The organism is Ruegeria sp. CH8, assembly GCF_056536985.1.
Window position 1 is genome coordinate 1 of sequence record NZ_JBQFQR010000022.1, and the last position, 18,781, is coordinate 18,781.

General features: G+C 54.1%; 14 protein-coding genes. All 14 read right to left on the reverse strand.

Annotation, left to right across the window (positions count from 1 at the left end):
- Positions 1–385 precede the first annotated feature (385 nt).
- Positions 386–3,031 (reverse strand): calcium-binding protein, encoded by a 2,646-nt coding sequence (locus ACR0ER_RS20235; RefSeq protein ID WP_480770531.1) that lies wholly within the window; start codon positions 3,029–3,031, stop codon positions 386–388.
- 350 nt (positions 3,032–3,381) lie between these two features.
- Positions 3,382–4,530 carry a hypothetical protein gene (locus tag ACR0ER_RS20240; RefSeq protein ID WP_480770482.1) on the reverse strand — a complete coding sequence of 383 codons (1,149 nt, stop codon included), beginning with the start codon at positions 4,528–4,530 and terminating at the stop codon, positions 3,382–3,384.
- A gap of 187 nt (positions 4,531–4,717) precedes the next feature.
- Complete coding sequence (locus ACR0ER_RS20245; protein WP_170601468.1) at positions 4,718–4,936, reverse strand: hypothetical protein; 219 nt, start codon at positions 4,934–4,936, stop codon at positions 4,718–4,720.
- Between the two features lie 232 nt (positions 4,937–5,168).
- Positions 5,169–5,300, reverse strand: a complete 132-nt coding sequence (locus ACR0ER_RS20250) for a hypothetical protein (RefSeq protein WP_480770483.1) — start codon at positions 5,298–5,300, stop codon at positions 5,169–5,171.
- A gap of 84 nt (positions 5,301–5,384) precedes the next feature.
- Positions 5,385–5,837, reverse strand: a complete 453-nt coding sequence (locus ACR0ER_RS20255) for a hypothetical protein (RefSeq protein ID WP_480770484.1) — start codon at positions 5,835–5,837, stop codon at positions 5,385–5,387.
- An 82-nt stretch (positions 5,838–5,919) separates the two neighbouring features.
- Positions 5,920–6,321, reverse strand: a complete 402-nt coding sequence (locus ACR0ER_RS20260; RefSeq protein ID WP_480770485.1) for a hypothetical protein — start codon at positions 6,319–6,321, stop codon at positions 5,920–5,922.
- Between the two features lie 40 nt (positions 6,322–6,361).
- Positions 6,362–7,927, reverse strand: coding sequence for a YcbK family protein (locus ACR0ER_RS20265; protein ID WP_480770486.1), 1,566 nt, complete (start codon positions 7,925–7,927; stop codon positions 6,362–6,364).
- A gap of 19 nt (positions 7,928–7,946) precedes the next feature.
- A complete protein-coding gene (locus tag ACR0ER_RS20270; protein ID WP_480770487.1) occupies positions 7,947–9,152 on the reverse strand; it encodes a phage tail tip lysozyme in 1,206 nt (401 codons plus the stop codon).
- Positions 9,153–10,584: 1,432 nt separating this feature from the next.
- The gene (locus ACR0ER_RS20275; RefSeq protein ID WP_480770488.1) at positions 10,585–11,961 is read right to left on the reverse strand and encodes a hypothetical protein; all 1,377 of its coding nucleotides are present in this window, start codon (positions 11,959–11,961) and stop codon (positions 10,585–10,587) included.
- A gap of 3 nt (positions 11,962–11,964) precedes the next feature.
- On the reverse strand, positions 11,965–14,799 hold the full coding sequence (locus ACR0ER_RS20280; protein ID WP_480770489.1) for a peroxidase family protein: 2,835 nt from the start codon (positions 14,797–14,799) through the stop codon (positions 11,965–11,967).
- Between the two features lie 13 nt (positions 14,800–14,812).
- Entirely contained in the window at positions 14,813–16,543 is a 1,731-nt protein-coding gene (locus ACR0ER_RS20285) for a thiamine pyrophosphate-binding protein (protein WP_480770490.1), read from the reverse strand.
- A 241-nt stretch (positions 16,544–16,784) separates the two neighbouring features.
- On the reverse strand, positions 16,785–17,168 hold the full coding sequence (locus tag ACR0ER_RS20290; protein WP_480770491.1) for a carboxymuconolactone decarboxylase family protein: 384 nt from the start codon (positions 17,166–17,168) through the stop codon (positions 16,785–16,787).
- A 17-nt stretch (positions 17,169–17,185) separates the two neighbouring features.
- Positions 17,186–17,926 carry a sulfotransferase-like domain-containing protein gene (locus ACR0ER_RS20295; protein WP_480770492.1) on the reverse strand — a complete coding sequence of 247 codons (741 nt, stop codon included), beginning with the start codon at positions 17,924–17,926 and terminating at the stop codon, positions 17,186–17,188.
- Between the two features lie 18 nt (positions 17,927–17,944).
- Positions 17,945–18,763: an aspartate racemase/maleate isomerase family protein gene (locus ACR0ER_RS20300; RefSeq protein WP_480770493.1), complete on the reverse strand. Its 819-nt coding sequence runs from the start codon at positions 18,761–18,763 to the stop codon at positions 17,945–17,947.
- Between the last annotated feature and the right edge of the window lie 18 nt (positions 18,764–18,781).

Below are 18,781 nucleotides of genomic sequence, written 5' to 3' on the forward strand. Positions count from 1 at the left end.
TGAAGGTCGTAGGTTCAAATCCTACTCCCGCAACCAACCTAAAGCGTCAGATATCAAACACTTAGCGCCCCAAGGGGCGCTTTCTGCGTTTAGGGCCAATGCACAACTGGAAGCACTGTGGAAGCATCAGGGGTGAATTGGCCCTGTTGTGAAAGCGCAACAGCGGCTATTCGCACAAATCACCGAATAGTCGTGATGAGCCCTGAGCCGTCATTGCCGATCCAACAGGGCGCTATGTACGCATTCGACAGGTCGCAGCCCAAACCGGACATTCAAAACAAGACTTTGCAGTTTAAGCTTTGCAGACTCCGAAATGCGCAACCAGCTGGACACACCCAAACATTTACGTGTTTCCAGAAAATCACCACCATTTTGGCTGATTATTCTATGCAATCAATTCTGAGCCGTCTGTCAATCCTGTGACGAAGAAGAGTTGTATTTCATCACCCGAGGATAGTGTTACCAAAGTATCGTCCGCACCATCGCCATTTAGGTCAGTTTGTTGGAGCGAAGAAATCAACAACCCAGATTCCAGTGTTATGAAATCAGTCCCGACTTGGAAGTCGAAGATGGAGTCCGTTCCGTCACCCGAGAAAAACTGGAACTCATCGGCGCCAAAACCACCCCACAACTGATCGTCGCCGGTGCCGCCTGCTATCACATCATTGTCGTCATTGCCGAATAGCTGGTCGGAACCTTCACCTCCAATAAGTACATCGTTGCCCAGACCACCGGTAAGCGTATCGTCGCCGCCGCGGCCTTCTAGTTCATCTTCGCCTGCGCCACCACGGAAGTCATTATTGGCGTCGTCGCCTCGGACAATGTCGTCGCCACCACGCAGTAAGTCAACGCGTTCAATGCTGCGTGCATAGTCAGTGTTTCCATATCCGTCTGTATAAGCAAAAAAGTTATCTGCGTTACCATCCAGTCGATCTGTTGTCGTTGCGTTTAAGGTCACTGAAAACTGAGTTTCAAAATTGCCTAGGTATGCAGCTATTACAAACGGATCGACTGTGTTCTGCATGTCGATGATAACGTTTCCAGTGCCAGCAAGGTCGAGGCGGTCAAAGCCTTCGCCTCCATCAATTAAATCCGAACCACTATTGCCCCCGGTGTCACCGTCGAAGAAATTCTGGTCGTCAATTCCACCTAGTAGAATGTCATCCAAGCCGCTTCCGGTCAATTCTTCGATGCTGGCAAACTCGTCAACTGATCCGCCCACATCCACGACGAAACCCGAACGAGCAATTGTATTTGAAAATACGGCTTCGATACCACGATTCGTGTCTGCCACAAAGTCGTAGGAGATCGTATCGAACCCAACTTCGCTACCAGTAATGCTATCCGCACCGAGCCCGGGAGAAAAACGTGAGCCGCCTTCTGCGGAAATGAGCGTGTCATCAAATTCAGTGGCAATCAGGCTCTCAACGTTGAAGACAGTGTCTTGATCACCGTATTCATCAAAAACCGTATTGTTGCTGAGATCAGCGTTTATTGCCTGCCTGCCAGTGATAAAAATCCCATTCTCGAACTGCCGGGAGTAGTTCGCTGAATCAAACCCGTCCCCACCGTCGATTGTGTCTTCTCCACGTCCACCGTCCAGGTTGTCGCCACCTCCAAAACCATTGAGAATGTCGTCACCATCGAAGCCGAAGATTTGATCGTTACCTTCACTACCATTAAGCGTGTCCGCATCGGGTGTGCCGTTAATGACGCCCGCGCTAGGCAATTGAAAATCGAACAACACTTGATCATCGAACACCAGCACACTGATACTTGAAAACTCGTCAACGCCATCGCGATTGGGGACTGTATCGGTGATTTGGTAACGGCCACCACCAAGGCTCACAATGACATATTCGTTGCGGTTTCCGCTGAAGACCATTGTGTCTCGACCCGCGCCACCGTTCACGGTGTCATTTCCGGCACCACCTATTATACGGTCGGCACCTCCGTCGCCATTCAACTCGTCGTCGCCTTCTCCACCCTCAAGTCTGTCGTCACCGTCTCCGCCGGATGCTACGTCATTTCCGGCACCGCTTTGCAGAAGGTTGTCTTGTTCATTGCCAATGATTGTGTCGTTGCCACTACCAGTCTCGGCAAACACTACATCGTCGATACCGATTAGAATGTCTGTGTCGATTTCCGCACCTGATGCAAGACCGACAGGCAAGTTTGGGCTAAACGGAGCACCATTTCTGTCAGTGTTCTCCGAAAGAAATTCACCAATAGTTGTATCGCCAGAACCGTCTGCGCGTGTGAAAGAAGTAGTCGAACGATCCAGCTCTCTGAGGTCAACGGAGACGCCCATCGTTGCAGAGGTATATGCTACGGTATTCCTGCCTTCGCCCAAATCATAAATGTCATCGCCGGCACCGGACCCGCCAATAACCGTGTCGTCCCCTGAGCTTCCGAAAACGACATCGTCGCCGGCCCCAGGGAAGATCAGATTGTTGCCATCTCCAGCATCGATCCGGTCATCCCCGTCACCGGTTTGTACCTCGTCATCACCCGATCCAGTTGTGACCTCATAGCTAGCTCCGTTATTAACAGAAATGACCTCATCCTCTGATGAATCGCCAAGATCGATAACTACCGGTTCCCCCTCAGGAGCAAGCGGATCGACTACTTCACCATCGACTACAAGAGTAAGAGCCTCGATGTTGCGTATTTTAATCCCGAGAGAGGCCATTTTGAATGATCTGCCGCCTCCGTCGCTAAGAAAGCTCGCGAAAGCGATAACTTCAGAGCGAATTTTTTCGTCGTTCCATTCAGCACTGGTCAACTCTAGACGAAGCGTATCTGTGCCACGCCCTCCCTTGTAGACGTCCCAGGTATTTACATTTTCACTAGCAATGTGAGTGATTGTGTCATTGCCCGAACCCGCAAACACCACGTCAAATCCAGCACCTGCATTTATCGTGTCGTCGCCCCGCAAACCGAAAATGAGATCGTTTGACGAGCCAGTAAAAATCGTATCACTTCGCTTCGTACCGAGTCGGATTGCTATAACATTTCCCCAAACAAAAATTTTTAGAAAAGTAGTTAACTTGTAAAAATGTCACACATTCATATCGAGTGTCAAATTAAGAGTTTAGATTTGGCGGTGGCGGTTGAACCATAAAGTCCATTTTGTTTGCTTGTCAGAGTAAGGGCAACAAATATTGAAGAGTCATACACCCACCGCTATCCACGCTTAGTTGACAAGGGGTTGTTGCGCGTAAAACAACGGCACTATTTGCTCAAGGCATCGGCACAATAGTTTCATTCGCACGGGCACTATAGCCGCCAGCGAGGCTTTGCAAAGTCAGCTTTCTGCGCAATGCGGCTCTTAGTCAGACCGAGCATCGCAACCGCAGCGAAGGTCTGCTTGGTGGCCTCTCAAGACAACCGATACTTTCCGCGCGCCTTGGCAAGTCGTTCTTCAAGTGGTGTGGTATTCTCTGCAACGAGCCGAGCCAGTACTTCGGAGTGACCATCCAGAAATTCACTGAAACTGTCCGCAGAAACGTCTGAAATCGCCGCACGAGTGACAAACAGTCCAGCGAGCTGCGCATCCAGCTCCCGCATCTTCGCAGCCCGATCGGCTTCCATCACGTCGCAGGACAGAACGCCCGCACAGTTCTGCAACAGGTCGTTGCCAACCACAGCTTCAATTTGTCGCCAAAGCTCGTGAGTGGGCCAACGGGCGCGGTTTCCTTCTGCGGTGGGCATGCAGTAGCGAATGCGTCCTAGTGCGTCTGAAAATGCGTCTCCAATGACATCATGCACGTCTGACCAGTTGCGCATCTCAAACCGGTTGCGGAGTTGCGTAGAACCAAGCCGCATCTCAAAGCGCCAGACCTGACTCGCAGCCCGGTCGGCCAGATCAAGAGGCGGTTTATCAATCGCTTCAAGCGCCGAATTCCAGATAGTCAGCCAGCCCATCTTGTTCTGCTGGATCACTTCGGCCCGCTTGTCATAGATCGCCAATTGTCGATTGGCGACGGCACCGGCACGCAAGCCAACCACACGCGCGCCGCTGGATACAGTCGCGGTTTCATCAACACCAGTGTATTCCGTGACCTTGGTGCCGGGTGGAACAACCAAGGCTTCGCGGTCTGGTTCAAACCAAGGGGCCAGCAAGTCCACGGCGAAGTCAGCCCGCGCTACCCGCAATTGCGTTTCTACGTACCTGACCCCAAACGCCTCCATGCAATCGCGAAAATGACTCTCAGCTCCTTCAAGACCGCCTGTAGCTAGGCCGAAGGAACGAAAGTCGACGGTGATCCCGGGATTGTAGGGAATGCGGTCCTGCGGGTCTTGAAACAGCCACACGGCCCCATGGTCGCCGGTATGGGCTGAGAAGCCGCGTGCGCCCTTGCTAGTCACGTTGAGCGACAAAGAACCAAATTCGAGAACACAATCGCTATATGTCTCCTTTGCATGTTGCTTGGCGGACACCAGTTCTTCACGAAAACTATCTGGGATATCAGCTTGAATCGTGAATTTCAGCCCATCGAAGCCTGAATGCAGGATTGTTGCCTCCATTTACGCTGACCTTCGCTTTCGTATTCGTGGAGGGGGGTGTTACAAGACCCCCCCTTTATCGCGGCATGCCCTACCGCTGGGATATTTGGAGATGTGGTGAAAAGAGTGCGGGGGCTTACGCCCCTTCTGTGCCTCCGGCGGGGCAGCATTTGTTTGGGGCCGGAGCGAAGCCGCTCCGGCGATGCCATCACCGGGCATTGGTTTGACGGCCAATCCAGATTTCGGCGCGCTCTGCGCATTTGGCAATATTGAGCAGGTCGGAATGGTGAAAGCTGTTTGAGTTGCGCCATTCGCCGGTATCGGTCTTGTAGGCGCGGGACATATCGACCGAATAGAAGCCGTCATTGTCCCAGATGGTTGCAGTGATCAGGCCTATCTTGAATTTCTGTGCGGGCTGGTTTGCCATTGTTCAGTATCTTTCTGTTGATGTTTAGGAAAAGGGGCGCAGGACCGTTTCGCCCGCGCCCCTAGAGAGCCATTCCGGCCCCAAAATCCCGTACGGCGCTGCCAACCCCGCGCGGGCAAAACTCAGACTTTCGAGGTGTTACGGCGGCGGCGACCTTCAGCCCAAATGCGCAGATCGCGGCGGCGGTAGCGCACCGACCGGCCCGGTTTGTAAAAGGAAGGACCAAAGCCACTCACACGCGCCATTTCTGCATGGTGCGCACGCTTTGGCAGAGATAGTCTGCCGCTTCTGTCTCGGTAATAAAACCATCCCAATAATCTGATGTGGGGATGATCTGTTCGGTGGCGATTGCCTGCTGTTGCATGTTGTTCGTCCTTTCAGCGGAAGTTGCTATGGGGCGAACATAGGAGCGATCACCTTCGCTTTTCGAGCGAAACCACTGGCAAAGCTAGGGGGTGATTTCTTCCCCAGCTTTGCCAGTAGGCTTTCGTTTTTCTTTCTTTAGGTTTTTCATCCCGTTCATAATGCGAGAGACGGAATAATTTGGCTCAATCAACTTGAACGCGGCAACGCAGAAACGACCAGCATAAGTAATAGGTTTTCCGGTACTGTCGACGTCACGGGAAAACGGACGGTCGCTCAATTTAAACCAAAGCTGTTCGATGTTGAGTAGCCAAAGGCGCAGACCATAATCAGGGATTTTCTTTGAGGGACGCTTTCCAAGGTTTTGCTGGCCGTTGGATGCGGCAACCTCAAGACCGCCGATGATAGCCTTTAGAGCAGGAATATCTAACGTAACTCCCATGAGGTCATCGGAAAAACTTCTTAGCGACAGAAAATGCGACGGATGTTCTGGGGCAGCTTCGCCTTGCGTGATCATCCTCGCGTTGTCAGCATCCATGCCTTTTTCGAGTGCGAGTTGGGCGTCCCAATCTATATTTTCCAAACTGTTTAGGAGCCGCGCTGCCTGTTTTTGGATTTTGTTAAGATCGGCGGATACTACTTTGTAGGAGGGGAGATTCTGATAACGCGCGTTTTCGGGCTTCCTCCGCTGTGCCTGCTTCCGCGTTAGCGGCTTCACTGAAGGACTTGATAAAAGCGGCCACTGCGTCGGGCTGCATCAGACGCTGACGAAGCAAGTCCAGAACGGTGTCTTCCTGGACATTGCGGCGAATGGATTGCTTATTGGAACAAGTGCCGAGTTTGTGGGCGGCAGAGCAGGCGAGGTAACGTCCGTAGTTCACTCTAGGCCCGTCGCGTTTGACGAAGGCGAGCGTCGATTTGACGAGCTTTGGGCGGGTCATCCGGGTCTGAATTCCTTTGAACATTTCAGGTCTTGGTTGGACAGTAGCGCGTCCTTTCCAGTCATGCGGTTTGTGCAGCATGCATGATTGATCCGTCAAAGTACTCAGTTGCAGTATACACTTACCCAACCCAGTCCGCGCGGGTTCCACGAGTATCAATGTGGACAAAAGTCCGGTATGTTCCCACGCCCCCTTCGAACACACCTTCCTTTCGAAGTTGTTTGGCAATGGCGCTCCAGTCCTTCGGAGAGCCGACGTTGTTGCCGAGTACCTGAAAATCAGCAGCGTCGAACTGCATATGCCGGCTATTTTCTGCACCACCTACATGGGCGTTATAGGCCGGGTTTCGATAGACGCTGATAAGCTTGATCGGCGCGCCGACCTCCTTGCGTATTTTGTCGAGAGCGTTCAACAGCGGCACCACATTTCGGTAAAGTGTTTCCGGCGGGTCTGAATTTATTCCCGTTCCAGTGTTACTTGCCCCTTTTTCCAGAAGCTCGCGCCAGTTGAAATGCTCTATGTGGGAGAGGTGCTCCATCCAAAATTTCTCAAATGGGTGCATTATGGCGGTCGTTTTCTTGTCGGCGAAAACCCCCCCTAATTTTTGCGCCGGACTTTGATCAGGTACATCTACCGCTTCTCTCGTGAAGTCTTCGGTCACACGTCCGCGTACGTCCTCTTCCTTCGATAGAACGCCTTGTGTTCCGTAGAGCCGCTGGAGTTGTGTTTTCCTCTTGGAGCCGTACGAGGACCCGAAATGGAACCCTATAACAGTAACGAAGGCCGTCGCAAGCGCACCAAAGGCGACGTAAAAAACGTCACGCACCTGCTGTTGTTGTTCTTCTAGTGACGACAGCGCGTCATCGAATAGTGCGCGCTGTTCGACCGTGAGCAATTCACGTTGGTCTTCCGACAAAGTCAATCCGCCACCTGTCGCCAAAGTGGCATCGAACGTTTGTTGCAGGTCCGAGAGCGCTTGGTTGTAGGCATCACGCTTCTCCTCGGTCAGAACCTGCAGCTGTTCATCGGTGAGGATGGTGACCTCTTGGATGGCTGTGCCTTCGAATACCTGTTCTAATCGCTCGTACGCCCCGTCATATTCTTTGAGTTGATCTTGAGTGAGTTCTTGTCGCTCGTCTTCCGTTAGGAAAATACCGCGCTGTGCAGCCGTACCGCCAATGCTAAAACCCATCTCTTTAGTTGCGATCAGATGGACAAAGAAAAAGAATGCCAGCACAATCGCCACCGACATAACCGGGTTAATCCAGCGTATCCACCACCGCTCGGATTGAGCATTCGCAAGCGCTTGCGATCTTGCAAACTCAGTGTCTTTCAACTCTTCAGCGATTTTTTCAAGCTCTCTTTGGTGATCTGCAGTCTCCCGCGCCAAGTCAGCGGTTCGCTTTTCCAGAGCTTCGTTTTGGTCCTCGATGAACTCCCGATTTTTCAAGTCCTGGTAGCTAAGAGTTACGATTTCCAGCCGCCGCTTCAACTCGGCGACGAGCGCGTCGTTTTTGAGCATCTCCGCTTCAAACTCTTTGGCGTCCTTTACCTCCCCCACGACGCTGGAGACAACCTCAGCAACATCGTTGGCGAGTTTTTCGGTCTTGTCTTCCTTCGCGAGCGAAACAATGGGCGGCAGGACAAGGTCTGCTATATCAAGCAGTGTGCGAATTCTGGGGTTCATGGTTCTCTTCCCATATCACTCACCCGCTGACATTCCGGAAAGCGCGCTTGGCTTCACGCGCCCAGTCCAGCCGGCTATCGAAATGCTTCACGCCGGGCCTTTCAAATCTGTCCATAAACGATCTGGTTGCATCAGCGAGCGACCGAGTAGCGATCAAGTGTTCAAGCGCTCGACTTTCGCTGGTTTCCAGTTCGTGTTTGAGGAAGCCGTAGTTCGCGTTGTCATCAGAAAGGTTGGTAAAGCCGTTGTCTTTGCACCACTTTTCGAAGGCGCGACGGCGCGGGCCAGTCCACTGACACCAACCCCAACCACCACGGGACCCCGGGACGATGGGCTTAATTTCCTGCATGGCTTGGAAACCTGCGCATTCATGCCCAATATTTCCGAGGATGCCGCAAGCTTGATCCAACGTCATACCGAAATCGCTCATAAGATCATTTGCAATGCCCGGCGCCTTTCTCCGGAAGAGACCAAAAGTTCCACCTGGATCTGGTAGATCTTCGAGTGCGATTTTCTCGGTCTGTGCTACCCGGGCCACCGCGACTGGAGATAATGCAGCGTCCTTCTCTAGTGGGGGGGGAATGTTGTCCGCTGGTTCGAGAGACGGCACCAATTCATCTTTGAACTTCGAGCCCGCAGACGAGCCGAAATGAAAAGCGATGATTGTCGCAAATGCTGTTGCCAGCGTGCCTATGGCCGTGAAAAAGATCTCCGCGTTTTGGATTTCCGTTTTCGTTGTGACAATAAAATACAGAGTCCTCACGAAGCCGATAAGTATTAAAATCGAAAGGATAGGCGTCATAGAAGACACAAGCCAGTCGACCCCACCGGAGGCTTTCTTAGCGAAGTCACGCGCAGCCATTCGTGACTCTAATTCTGCCTTTAGATAGTCTTTCTTCTGTTGGTTTTGTAGCTCACGCTCTTGCTCCTCTAGCTCGAGGAATTTTTGCGCTATTTTTGCAATTTCCTGTTGCTGGTTTTCTTGCTCTTCTCTGGCCAGTCTCTCCAGCTCATTTAGCTCTTTTTGTAGTTTTTCTTGAAGTTCTTTGCTGGCTTCGAGCCTTGTTTCGGCCTCTGCGGGGTCTTCAGTGCCCGAAATCTTGCGAACTATATCCGCAACCCCAGTTTGTACGTCACCCTGCTCCCGGTCGGCAGCTAGTACGTCAAATATTTTTGGAACGAACCTTACGGCAAGCCCCAAGAAGCCGGATAACAATATGCTCATGAAGTCGACAAATCCCAACCTCAAATTGATCAATAATATTTCCAGTGGAACGAACCTTACGGCAAGCCCCAGAAAACTAGTTAGAAATATGGTCTCAAAGTCGATAAACCCGACCTCAGCTCCATTTAAAAAATAATGCCTATTTTCGGCCTTTCTTTCAAGGGTAGATATTTTTTAGCTCCTAAATGCCAACTTGCATCATCCTATTGGTGGGTTCTCTGGCACTTGTATCCAGTATGCGTTCATCCGTTTTGCGTTTCGTCAACGCCCGTCGTGCGGAATAAGTGACACTACCGTTGTCAAGCCCAATGCCGTCACTAGCTACGAATTGGCTCAACATTTAGATGAAAAGGATAATTGCGAGACAAGGCCTAATTCGCGATGAATCGATATTTGGGAGCAGTAGCCTCTTCCCGATAGCAGCTCAAAGAGAAGAAAATAAATCCTCTCATTCGAGAAAAAGTCCAATATCCAAATCGAAGTCTGGAAACTAGAATATTAAATGAATAAAATTTTGACACCTCTCTAGAGTCGAAGGTCTCCACATTTCGTGGAATTTTTCCGCATTTACATGCACCTCAGAAGACAAAGTTTTTGATTTTCTGCCATGCTTGATCCAGTTGAACTTCTTTGTATAGCCAAGCGCAAAAGGGAAATGCGCAAGCGAAAATCGTAATTGTGCGGCTAGAGGTGCCAGGCCAAAAACATTAGCAGTTGGTGCAATGTCGGCAGGGCTTGCTGGAAATGTGCTTTTGTCCGTTTTCCGCGGCACTCAGTTATGAGAAAATGAAAACATTGATCGTAGCTGACAATTTACAAGGCTATTCTTTCCGATTTATGAATGAGATTGTTCGGTAAAGGCCAAATCCTGCTCCCGCAACCAGCATCAGAAAATCTCAGCACAGCCCGTTCAGACTACAAATGATCCCCCGGATCAATTGCTTAACGTCTCACCTCGTCAGGCTCATAACCTGAGCCGATCTTCTCAAGAGAGGGCTGAGGGAGAAATCCTTGAAAGACTTTGTCTTAGGGATTGGACGGCTTCCACAGCCGCTGACCTTCACAGCGAGTGCAAGCGCAGCATTCAAAGCGGGGCGTATCGACGCTCATTATTTCAGGCTGCTGATTGCAGAGGTCCAAGACCGTATTCAAGCGACCGGTGCGGCAATCGAACTTGGAACGATCCTATCCACGAATTCTCGTGGTAGACAGCCCAAATACGCCGATAACGGATTGCCCGTAGTCAATTCAAAGCACGTGCGCACGAACCGGGTCATCATGCCAGGAAACCGACTGCACATTTCTTTGGACGCCGCTGCACCAGCCGGACGGTTTGGAACTTGCTGGGCAATCGAACCTTTGGTGTCTCCAGGGGAACTCAAACGCGATCGAACTTTGTTTCGATTGACGGACGGATCAACCAAAACACTCGTCATATTCCCCAGTTCTGATCATGTGCGCGCTGCGCTTCGGTTAACCCGTGGGTGAAGTACGTGTCGTAGTACTCGTTCTCGAGACGATGGGTCTGAAGCCAGATACCGGGAGCATGAATGGCTTCGCAATGAGCAGGAAACCGGCCATGGGTTTTGTGAATGTAGCTACAAATGTCACGGGCACAGTTGATGACATCTTGCTCGTACTCACCTGCCTCCTGCAGGTATTTGTCGCCGAATTCGCCTTTGTATATTCGCTCGAACAACGCCTGGTTCTTGTAGATACCATCCCGACCGAATTTCCCTGCTATCACCGCGTCAACCGCATCGGACATCGTGGGGTAGTAAGGTGGGCACTTACCCTTGATAAGGTGCTCGCCGTGATGCCGCAGGCCGACCGCATGTGCCCGCACGTGTTTCATTGCGGCTATCGGTAACGTGTGCCAACGCAACAGGTCCATAACACGCCATTTCGGCGTTACGTAATCAAAGCCCAGCATCTTACCGTATTGATCACTGAACTTGGGGTCGCCCATCAGCACCGGTGGAGAGATCGCCGCGTGAATCCAACCGCCCAGCCCCAATGCCTCGGTTACCAGAAACAAGTTCTGGATCAACAGGTCGGCCTCGATCTGCGTGCGCATCTGACCCAACATGCCCAGCGGTATTTTGATCTCAGGGTTCAGGAATCCTTTTTCGACCCACTTCTTAACACCGGCAGGTTGATAGAAATTCCGGTCATCTACTATCACGGGCCGCGCGTTTTCAGGCTGCGTCAGCAAATACATCAGCGCGTTGATGTATTGATGCGACAAGTCCACCACAGGGAAAAAGATCGTCGATCCCGGTGTGTTCGACAGGAACCGGTTCGAGTCCAAATAAGCCGGGAAATCGCGCATGTCGCCAGGTACGTCGATGCGGCGATCAAGGATCTGCACCTTGGCCTGTTCGGCCCGGCCGATCAGTATCTCGGGTGTCCAGTTCTCGGTTCCACCCTCCAGCGGATCGAGGCGGCGCAGAAAAAACGTACCGCTGTCGTTGATCATAAAGAAATGGGTGCCCTGGGCGTTGTCCGGGCTGCCGGCAGTCCGGCCCTCCATGACCAGATTGGGTTTCGACATGATCGGATCGCCGCTTTCATCGTCGAAAAACGGCCGGTCCGGCATCGTCATACCCGAAGCGCCGGTAGCGGCGATCAAGATCGCCTCTTGTAACGGCGACAGCGGCGCGCGGTTGTTTTTCGACTCCCAGCTGAGTGAACCGGCGGTCACGTTGGACCCCCGGCTTACCCGTTTGGTGCGGCGGTTCCACAAGGTGCGGGCCAATGGGGCATTCAGAAACGCCTCCAGCCCCTTGGAAATGGCATCCTTCGGCATGGCTCAGCCCTCCTGCACCACGGTCCACGGCGCAAAGGCCGTTGCGTTCTTGGGCAACACTGGCGCGAATTCCGGGAAATGCCGCAACAGAACTGATTTCATCCCGTTCTGCGCAATCCAGTCCATGCCCAGCGGTGTGTAAATCTCGGGTCGGAAATCGGTGGTCAGGAAGCGGTCGGACTGCAACCGGCGCGAGGCCATAAGGATAAACACGCGGAACGCGGTGTCCGAGAATCCGAACCCGTCAGGTGGCGTTTCCCCCAGCAGTCCGATCACAGTATCGACATTGTCGATATCGCCATAAAGTTCCTTGAGAATACGGTTGGTTTCAGGGTCGGCGGTCAGATCATCCCATTCGGTTACCGGTGGCATGTGCAGCCCCTTGCGGAACTCGTTGTATCGCGGCACGCGCCGGGCGCGGGTGCGCACGATATCCACCACCGACAGGTCGATCATCTCGCCCTCACGTTCGAGATTTTGCAGTGATTTCGGGAAATTGTGCAGCGTGATCGCACCGGGAAAGGCAATGCCCTGCGAATAGAGGCAATCGCGGAGGCCCAGCTTGCGCAACTGTTCGTCGGTCTGCTCGCCCTGAATCTCAAGGAAATTGCGCCGCGCCTTTTCTTTGCCGGTTGCGAAATCGTAGAAGATGTAGTCATCCGGAATCAGCGGGTGCATCCTGTAGACGGTAGCGAATTCTTCGGTCAGTGCATAACGCGCTGTGTGGTGATCCGGTTCGGTTTCCGGAATACCTTTCAGCGCATGGGTGTCGGTCAGCCAGATACCCAACCGGGTCAGCCATGACTTCGGAGGACCGTACCAGTTGGTCTTCATTCCGATATCCAGGGCCTCGGTGCCCAGAATGGCCGGGGTCCATTCTACTGTGTGTATCTTGGCGATCAGCGCCGAAACAATCAGTCGCGCGGTCTGATAAACCCGTTCATCATCCATCTGCGGATAAGCGTTTTTGAGTTCGTCGCACAGAACGTTGTGTTCGCGCGCAAACAAAGTGTGCAGGGTTGATATGCCCAGCCACCAGCTTTCGTTGAAGCCGGTCAGCTCGAAGCCGTGTACGTTTTCGGGCAGGTATTTCCCGTTTTCGAATTCCTCCAGCTTCAGCTTTGGTCCTTCGCGCAAAGCTTTCGCCGCCTCGGTGTTGACACCGTATACCTGCGATCCATCCCACCAATGCGAGTTTGCGTTGGCAAATAGATACGGATCGTCCGCGCCTTCCTTGGGAATATTGCCGCCAATGCGCATTTCGCGCGTGGGCTTGCCATCAGGGGTGTTCTTCCAGTCGGGGTAGCCGTCAGGGATCGGCACCACATCGTCATCTTCACCCAATTTGCGCCGTTCATGGGCGACCCAGTCATGCACTTGGAATTGAATCCACGACGCCGCCAGAATGTTCAGGATCTTGGCCGGGATGAACGCCTTGCGATCCATAAGCTTGCGCGCCACCTCAACCGGGTTGGGGCTGCGGTCGGGCTGCACCTGCGGTGGCATGTTGCGCCCGAACGTAGCCCCTGCCGCGCCCATCCGCGGATCAGACAAATCGTTGTAGCTGCCATCATGCGTGCGGTAGACCTGGTGCTCAGGTTTGGGTTCAGACGGCACTGCACGGGCCGATGGCACCTGTTCTTCAGGGTCAGTGTCGATCAGGCTTTTCTGCCGGAGGTCGTGACGCAGCGCGTCCAGATTAAGCATTTGCAACAGAACGCTTGGAATTCTGTGCCATGGCACCCGGCGGTTCACCGCCCGCAGGATCGCCCGCGCGCCGGTGCCAAAGATGCGGTTCTGCAAGGGCGGCGGTGGTGCCTTGAACCGTTTGCCCTGCCGATGCGCCGCAGACGCATCATAGACAGCCTTGCGCGCCCGGTTCAGGTTGCCGAGCGGGCGGAACTCATCAGTGGTGTTCCACGGGTTGAAAGCCAATCGTTCGATTTCCAGCGCCTCGGCCAATGCCTCTGGCGTTGACAGGTCACGTTGTGGCAGCACAAGTTCCGCCACTTTGATCGGAGGACTGACCAGCTCGCTCCATTCATGAGCGGCGTCCTCGATCGGTGTCTGTTCCTCCGAGTAGAACCGCTGTACCAGCAGATCAAAGGTGATATCGCCACCAGCCTGCCGCGCAGCGTAATCCGACGACAGCCGCCCCGCACCGGTAAATGCACTTTGAACATTCGGCATTCCTGGGACGGGCCTGAACGTGTAGCGCACCGCTTCGGACCCCCAGGCAATAGCACCCCGACTCCAATAGCTTTCCAGCGCGACGCTGTCGCATTCACGTAGTGCCGTGCGTACGTTGCTCAGCATCCGGCGCGTTTCCGACAGGCCAAGAACGAAACACAAGCGCACCAGCCCGATCAGTTTCGAGAGCCGCCCGCCCGCCAGCGCATGAGCAAAAACGACAAACTGGCGTGCATTGCGAGCATGGGGAACGGCGAAGTTGGTCGCCAGCAGATCGTGGTCCACACCCTCGGCTTCCGTCACCCGTACCGCCAGACCACGCAGGTCCTTGTCCTCATCGGACTGGGTTTGCGACGACGCGTTGGAGAAACGCACCATCGCCGGATATCCCGCGCCGGGTTTGGCGAACCCAACCTGCAGATCCTCTGGCAGGTCCTCGGCAAACCGCAGTTCGGCCCCTTTGAAGGCTGCGATGGGTTTCTTGTGAAAGGCCCGATCCACGCCCCGCGCCTTGGCCGCCGCCTTTGACTTGAGCTGCGCTGCCATCATCATCTGGGCAAGCTCTTTGGTTTCTTTCAGCTCAGCCTCGGGCGATCCGCCCACATAAACCTCGCGCCATTTTGGTAGCGTTTTCTGGCTGCCGTCCACGGAAACCTCCTGCTTAAAGTCCAAACCTTTCGCGTATTCCAGACCAGATCGCCGCCAAAACGCCTTCGGGATGGGGTGAGTAATTCGGTAATGCCAGGCGCGTAATCCGCGCGTCGATCAGAGCCGGTTTTCCACTGGCCAAAGCGGCGCGGAATGCCTCTTCAAATTCGTCCAAACGGTCGACCACATAACCTTCGGCCCCGCACGCGCGGGCATAGGCCGCATAGTCCGGGTTGTCGAATTCGACCAATCCGGTCTTGAAGAAAGCCGACAACTGATAAAGCTTGATCAGCTTGAACTCCCGATCATTGAAGATCACCCAAACCACCGGAATGTCGTATTGTACGGCAGTCATCAGTTCGAAGCCGGTCATCAGATAAGAGCCGTCCCCCACGGCGGCGACAACGGGTCGGTTCATCTCGGCATATTTGGCACCGATGGCCCCGCATACACCGATCCCCATCGGCCCGTAGGTTCCGGGTTTGCGGAAGTTTTGTCCTTGTTTCAGTTCCAGATAATACCCGGCCCAGGCCGCATGCGCTCCGGCATCAGCCAGCACGATCCCGCCCGGCGGCAGCATCTGAGAGATTTTTTGCACCATCTCTCCGGGGTGCAGCTGTTTTTGAGGCGAGATGACAAAGCGCTCGTCGTAGTCTTTCGGGCAGAAGTCGCGACTTGGGACCGGACCGATGACCTTGTCCATGCGGTCATACAAACCCTGCAACACCTGCTTCGCATCGCCCAGCACCACGTGATTGGGTTTGTAGAACTTGTCGAACTCTCCGGCATCGATATTCACATGGATCAAAGTCTTGCCGTCAAAAAGCCCGTCATGGAAATCAAAGGTTGCGTGCTGGGCAAAGGAGTTGCCCACAGCCAGCACCACATCAGCTTCGGAAAACAGTTCCCAGGCCGCTTTGTGACCAGAATCGCAGTAAAGGCCGATAGCCAGCGGGTTTTCCTCGTCCACGATCCCCTTGCCGTCCATAGTTGTCAGCAGTGGTATTTGGAACCGTTCGATGAATTTCTCGGTGATCTCGTTCGCTCTGGCTCGGATTGCTCCGAACCCGGCCAGCAGGACAACGGTCTTTTCTGTCTTGATTGCATGTTCAAGAACCTCAGCCGCTTTGTCCAAAGTGCCCGGATCGGGTGTCACGCCCATCTGCGGAAGGCGGAGAGGCCGGAAATTCGTCACCTCGATCTTCGGATCGGTGATATCTTCCGCAATCGCTACATGCACCGGGCCCGGTCGTCCCTCGAAGGCAATGTTGATTGCTTTCTGCAACGTGTCCATGAGGTCGTCTGGATCGGTTACCAGAAAGTCCGCGGGTTCTCCGGTTGCCGGGTCTTTCTTTGTGACAGCGCGAAACATCATCCGCGAATCTGGTGTGCGCGCTAGCCCCGACGTTTCATTCAGTCCACCGCGCCCTTCCCAGGCCACGGTCGAATAGCCGCTGATCGCCAGCAGTGGGTAGCTGTCGGTAAGCGCCACGCACATACCCGAGATCAGGTTGAACGCCCCCGGTCCGGCTGTTGCAAAGCAAACACCTAATTTGTCTGTGAACATTGCATGGCCACAGGCCATGAATGACGCGCCTTGTTCGTTCTTTGCAATGATGGGGCGGATTTTGTCAGAGGCGTCCAGCGCCAGCATCATACCAGCTGCGTTCTCGCCCGCACCTCCATACGCTGCATCTACGCCTATTGTTTCCAGAGCAGCCACAACTGCTTCGTAAACTCGCATGTAATATTCCAAAATAACTGAACAATAATTCACTATTGTAGCAAATTTTAGCCTTCATAGAAACAGTGCTTCGATAGGCTTGTTTCGGGATCAGAAAAAGACCCGCACGAATACTTCGTTCCGCGAGTCCCGGGATAGGTGAACAACAGAATTTCATCGAACTGGCCGTCGAAAGGCGGCTTTCATCGCACTGGGCTAGCCAGCCTATCTGTCAACGTTTCCGATTGGCCGTGTCGAGCTTCTAGGTTTCTGAAAGAACCTTACGGGCAACCCGAAAGCACTCCAGCGCCTGGGGTACGCCGCAATAGATGCCGATAACATGAATGATGGCGCGGATTTCCTCTTTCCTAACGCCGTTGTTGAGTGCGCCTTTGCAGTGGATCTCCCACTCATGCATCTTGCCCAAAGCCCCGATCATCGCCAGATTCATCATCGACCGGGTTTTCGCGTCGATCACGTCGTCGCCCCAGCCAAAGCCCCAGCACCAGGCGGTCATGGCCTCCTGAAACGGGCGGGTGAAATCATCTGCAGCTGCGAGGTTTTTTTCCACGTATTCGGCGCCCAGCGTGCCTTTGCGTTGTTCCAGGCCTTTGAGGAAAAGGTCTTCGTCGAAAATATCTGCCATGTGAGGTCTCCGGTGCTTCAGGGCGTCAGGCGGTGTTTGTAGAGGTGATCATAATGCGGTTTCATCCGGCGATGCACCTGTTTCACCCGGTCCGGCGCATCGTTGAGTTCGATATACTTGCGGGGCTGTGGCGCAAGACCGGTCGAGTTTGCAAGGTTGGCGTGGAAGGACCCGCCATCCCACCAGCTGTGGGCCGAAGGGTCGCCGCCCGCCTCCCAAGTCAAGGCGTCTTCGATGAAGGGGATGCCGACGGCGTCGCAGAACTTTTGCGTCATGGCGTGCGGGTCTTCCAGCAGGTCGTCGCTGTCGATCACCGGTGGCGGGGTACCGTTCAGCGCAGTCAGCAGGTCGAACAGGGCGCGTTGTTCGGGAAAGCCGACTTCACCCTCGGCGAAGTCCGGCCAGTGTTTGTACATCGAGGTGATGGTTTTCGCCGGGTCGCGTATCAGGAAGGCATGGTTGAAATTCGACAGGAAATCCGCATCCCACATGTGGTTGATGTAATGCGGGAAGTCCTTGAGGAAAACCGGCCCCTTTTGGGCGCGCGCCTGAATGTCTTGCCAAACGCTGTCCAACGTCAGGCCGGGCGTTGTCACGTCGCCCGGTTTGAACCGGTGCCACAGGGGGTCTTCGCCCTGATACCAGGCCTCGCCAAAAGGTTCGTGCAGGCAATCCAGATCACCACGTTGCCGCATCATCCATTCAAAGGCCGTCGAGGTGGACCGGGGCACTGCCCAGAGCGCAAGGATTTTGTGCATGGGTTTGGATCCTTCGGGCTAAAGCCGTTTCAAAAGCTGGCCATGCGGCGTTTCCGGTGACAGACCAAGCGATTTGAAGATACGCCAATAGAGCGCGATGTCGTGGCCGATCACCGGCTTACCAAGGGTAGTTTCCAGCATATCCGCCACATGCAGCGGGCGCTGTGGCAGACCATTCGGGCCGGTTCGGAAATTGCACATCCCGTTGATCAGGATCGCATCCGCTTGCGGCGCCTGTTCGGCCACGTATTCAAAGCTTTTCAGTGCCAGATCGCCGTCAAAGACCCAACGATAGTTGTTCACCTCTTCCTGACTGGCAAACCACCCCTGATCGTGGAAATTACCCGCATAGAGCACGTCGAACCCGGCCTCACGCAGGAACCCGACGGTGCCCTGCCACCATTCCGGCCAGTGATAGGCGGCGTTCAGCGCGACCTTTTCCACGTTCATCTCTCGCAGGGCCTCGACCATGGCGTAGCCGGCCATGTGAAAATGGATTCCGTACTTGTCGGACAGATCGGCGCAATGCTGACGGACGCCCTCGACCCCCAGCCCGCAGGCATGGACCCAGTTCGATCCGACCTGCCCGCAGACATCGACGCCGTTGCGGGACATGCAATGGACGAAGTCCTTAAGCATCCCGAAGTTCTGCTTTCGCTGGTCCAGCCCATGCACATAGTCCGGCACATGCAGCATCCAGCCATGCACTCCGACCGTTTCAGGACACATGCGCAGGAAATCCGAAGGTGCCGCGTCAAAGTCGAAGGGCGGGCAGGTGAAGCCCACTTGATGCGGGAACAGCTTGTGTTCCGGCCGCCACTCCTCGGGCATCAGCATGGGCGGAACACCGCGGTC

Coding starts and splice junctions, on each gene's coding strand:
- ACR0ER_RS20240 (WP_480770482.1), bottom strand. CDS start 4,530: ATGGAGGCAACAATCCTGCATTCAGGCTTCGATGGGCTGAAATTCACG.
- ACR0ER_RS20245 (WP_170601468.1), bottom strand. CDS start 4,936: ATGGCAAACCAGCCCGCACAGAAATTCAAGATAGGCCTGATCACTGCA.
- ACR0ER_RS20250 (WP_480770483.1), bottom strand. CDS start 5,300: ATGCAACAGCAGGCAATCGCCACCGAACAGATCATCCCCACATCAGAT.
- ACR0ER_RS20255 (WP_480770484.1), bottom strand. CDS start 5,837: ATGGATGCTGACAACGCGAGGATGATCACGCAAGGCGAAGCTGCCCCA.
- ACR0ER_RS20260 (WP_480770485.1), bottom strand. CDS start 6,321: ATGCTGCACAAACCGCATGACTGGAAAGGACGCGCTACTGTCCAACCA.
- ACR0ER_RS20265 (WP_480770486.1), bottom strand. CDS start 7,927: ATGAACCCCAGAATTCGCACACTGCTTGATATAGCAGACCTTGTCCTG.
- ACR0ER_RS20270 (WP_480770487.1), bottom strand. CDS start 9,152: ATGAGCATATTGTTATCCGGCTTCTTGGGGCTTGCCGTAAGGTTCGTT.
- ACR0ER_RS20275 (WP_480770488.1), bottom strand. CDS start 11,961: ATGCCGAAGGATGCCATTTCCAAGGGGCTGGAGGCGTTTCTGAATGCC.
- ACR0ER_RS20285 (WP_480770490.1), bottom strand. CDS start 16,543: ATGCGAGTTTACGAAGCAGTTGTGGCTGCTCTGGAAACAATAGGCGTA.
- ACR0ER_RS20290 (WP_480770491.1), bottom strand. CDS start 17,168: ATGGCAGATATTTTCGACGAAGACCTTTTCCTCAAAGGCCTGGAACAA.
- ACR0ER_RS20295 (WP_480770492.1), bottom strand. CDS start 17,926: ATGCACAAAATCCTTGCGCTCTGGGCAGTGCCCCGGTCCACCTCGACG.
- ACR0ER_RS20300 (WP_480770493.1), bottom strand. CDS start 18,763: ATGCTGATGCCCGAGGAGTGGCGGCCGGAACACAAGCTGTTCCCGCAT.